This is a genomic window from Allobosea sp., from assembly GCF_030694325.1.
Classification (GTDB): Bacteria; Pseudomonadota; Alphaproteobacteria; order Rhizobiales; family Beijerinckiaceae; genus Allobosea.
The window spans coordinates 1-3,154 of the sequence record NZ_JAUXYO010000260.1; the positions used below are offsets into that span (position 1 = coordinate 1).

At 66.8% G+C, this 3,154-nt stretch carries 3 protein-coding genes and 1 pseudogene; 2 read left to right on the top strand and 2 right to left on the bottom strand.

The genetic code is table 11. The features are described 5' to 3' along the window. Both Q8M82_RS16770 and Q8M82_RS16775 read right to left on the bottom strand, forming a co-directional pair. Positions 1-300, bottom strand: a pseudogene (locus tag Q8M82_RS16770) (GNAT family N-acetyltransferase); the annotation flags it as partial. A 14-nt stretch (positions 301-314) separates the two neighbouring features. After that, complete coding sequence (locus tag Q8M82_RS16775) at positions 315-893, bottom strand: helix-turn-helix domain-containing protein (protein WP_305692464.1); 579 nt, start codon at positions 891-893, stop codon at positions 315-317. Between the two features lie 204 nt (positions 894-1,097). On the opposite strand from Q8M82_RS16775, the gene Q8M82_RS16780 reads away from it, so the two are divergent. Further along, positions 1,098-1,883, top strand: coding sequence for a C40 family peptidase (locus tag Q8M82_RS16780; protein WP_305692465.1), 786 nt, complete (start codon positions 1,098-1,100; stop codon positions 1,881-1,883). 54 nt (positions 1,884-1,937) lie between these two features. Next, positions 1,938-3,154: translation elongation factor 4 (gene lepA, locus Q8M82_RS16785; protein WP_305692466.1), on the top strand; the 1,217-nt coding region annotated here is incomplete at its 3' end.

Genomic DNA, 3,154 nt, shown 5'->3' on the forward strand with positions numbered 1-3,154 from the left:
CAGCACCTTGGCGATCTCGGCGCGATGCGGCTGGTTCGGCTTGCCGACGAGCTGCAATTGCGCCGTGCCGAGCACGTCTGCGCCTCGGCGCGCGGCGAACAGGACCGTGCGTCCCGCCGCTACGTCGGCCGCGACGCCCGACCAGAACGCGAGGTAATCGGGCGTCCCGTTCCAGTGCATGAAGCCGACCGAGGCCCCGTTTTCGACCGCATCGGCGAGAATGCCGGCCAGCGCCGGGATCGCGGCTTGCGCGGCCTGTGCATCGAGCTGCTCGACCGTGATCGCTTCGTCGTTGGTCATGTCCTGGATCCGCTTCAGAGATCGGCGGCGGTCAGCACCACCGCATAGCGCGCCGGGACCTCGCCCGGATTGTGGAAGGCGATCGGCCCGTCGAGCAGCATGGCGAGGCAGTCTCCAGCCGCCAGCCGATGCTCGCGCCCGCCGACGGACAGGCTGAGCTCGCCCTCCAGCAGCCAGAGCTGCTGGTCGAGCCGAAAGCCGCCGCGCGGCGCGTCGAGCAGGACGCGCGCCCCCGCTGGCATCTCGACCTCCACGATTTCGAACCGGGAGCCCGTGCCGGCCGGTGACACGCTGCGCCGGACATAGCCGCTGTCGGGATCGGTCCAGACCGGCTGGTCGCCCCGCCGCGCCAGCGGGCCGCCTTGCGCCTCGTCGCGAAACAGCGCGGAGAGCAGCACACCGAGCCCGGCGCAGAGCCGGTCCAGCAGCGCCGCCGTCGGGCTCGATTCGCCGCGCTCGACCCGCGAGATCATGGCGCGGCTGACGCCTGAGCGATCCGCGAGCTGGTCCAGTGTCAGTCCGCGGGCCTGACGTAGCCCCTTGAGACGGGCACCGAGGCGACGGTCCAGATCGATGTCGAAGACAGAATCCATGAAGAGAGAATATTTCCATTATATCAGAAATCAACTGTCTTTCCTCTCGCTGTCGCCTTCCGGCCCTGCGCGACCCGTCAACGCGGATTTCACCACGATTCCAGCTTCCCGCCAGCGACCGGGTCGATCTTTGCGAAACGGCAGGGAAACACGGCTCCAATGCCGGGAACGACGCCCGGAAGGCGCTGGTCGAGGGGAACGGCCATGAATCGAGGTCTGGAGTGGCTCGGCAGAGCCGTGGTCGGCTTCATCACCCGCGGGCGTGCGCAGCCGCGCGCCGCGGACGCCAAGGCCCTGGCGAGGCTGCGTTCGGCGCTGCGGCCTGGCGATGTTCTGCTGGTCGAGGGCGGCATGAAGGTTTCGGCCGCGATCAAGTATCTGACGCAGTCGACCTGGTCCCATGCCGCGCTCTATGTCGGCGAGACCGGGCAGTTCACCGAGGATGGCGAGCCGCTGGTCCTGGCCGAGGTCGAGATGGATGTCGGCTGCGTGCTCTCGCCGCTGTCGAAATACGGCGCCTTCGGCACCCGCATCTGCCGCCCGCTGGCGCTCGACGCCGAGGGCCGCGACGTGGTCGTCGACCATGTTCTCGGCCGGCTCGGCACCCAGTACGACCTCAAGAACATCCTCGATTTGATGCGCTGGCTGATTCCGCTGCCCTGGGCACCGAAATCCTGGCGCCGGCGCATGATCGCGCTGGGCTCCGGCGATCCGACGCGGGCGATCTGCTCGACGCTGATCGCCCAGGCCTTCGAGGCGGCGCGCTACCCGGTGTTGCCGACGATCGAATATGCGCGCGCCATGGAGGAGGCGGATTTCGAGGAGATCCTCCACATCCGCCATCATTCGCTCTACATGCCGCGCGACTTCGACATTTCTCCGTATTTCGCCGTGGTGAAGCCGACGCTGGAGGCGGGCTTCGACTACCGTGCCCTGACCTGGGCCCGCGAGGCCGCCCCCGCCGGCCATCGGATGGCTGCGGCGGAATAGCCGGTTTTGCGGCAAACCCTTGGCGCGCTGGGGCTTCGCTGCTATGGCCCGCGCATGAGCACGCGCACCTTCGACAACATCCGCAACTTCTCGATCGTGGCCCATATCGACCACGGCAAGTCGACGCTCGCCGACCGTCTGATTCAGCAGACCGGCACGGTCGCCGCCCGCGACATGAGCGAGCAGATCCTCGACTCGATGGATATCGAGAAGGAACGCGGCATCACCATCAAGGCGCAGACGGTCCGGCTCGATTATCGCGCCCAGGACGGCAAGGATTACATCCTGAATCTGATGGACACGCCCGGCCATGTCGACTTCGCCTATGAGGTCTCGCGCTCGCTGGCGGCCTGCGAGGGTTCGCTCCTCGTCGTCGATGCCTCCCAGGGCGTCGAGGCGCAGACGCTGGCCAATGTCTACCAGGCGCTCGACGCCAACCACGAGATCGTCACCGTCCTCAACAAGATCGACCTGCCCGCCGCCGAGCCCGAGCGCATCAAGCAGCAGATCGAGGACGTGATCGGCCTCGACGCCTCCGAGGCCGTGCCGATCTCGGCCAAGACCGGCCTCAACATCGAGGGCGTGCTCGAGGCGATCGTCCAGAAGCTGCCGGCCCCCAAGGGCGACAGCGAAGCCCCGCTGAAGTGCCTCCTGGTCGATTCCTGGTATGACGCCTATCTCGGCGTCGTCGTGCTCGTGCGCGTCATCGACGGCGTGCTGAAGAAGAACATGACGATCAAGATGATGCGCGCCAACGCCTCCTATGGCGTCGACCGCGTCGGTGTGTTCAAGCCGAAGATGACCGAGGTCAAGGAACTCGGCCCCGGCGAGGTCGGCTTCTTCACCGCCTCGATCAAGGAGGTCGCCGATACCGCGGTCGGCGACACCATCACCGACGACAAGCGCCCGACGCCGCAGGCCCTGCCGGGCTTCAAGCCGGTGCAGCCGGTGGTGTTCTGCGGCATCTTCCCGGTCGACGCCGCCGATTTCGAGACGCTGCGCGCCGCCATGAGCCGGCTGCGCCTGAACGATGCCAGCTTCTCCTACGAGATGGAGACCTCGGCCGCCCTCGGCTTCGGCTTCCGCTGCGGCTTCCTCGGCCTGCTGCATCTGGAGATCATCCAGGAGCGGCTGGAGCGCGAGTTCAACCTCGACCTGATCGCGACCGCGCCGTCGGTCATCTACAAGATGAAGCTCCGCAACGGCAAAGACATCGAGATTCACAATCCGGTCGATATGCCCGACGTGATGCAGATCCTGGAAATCCAGGA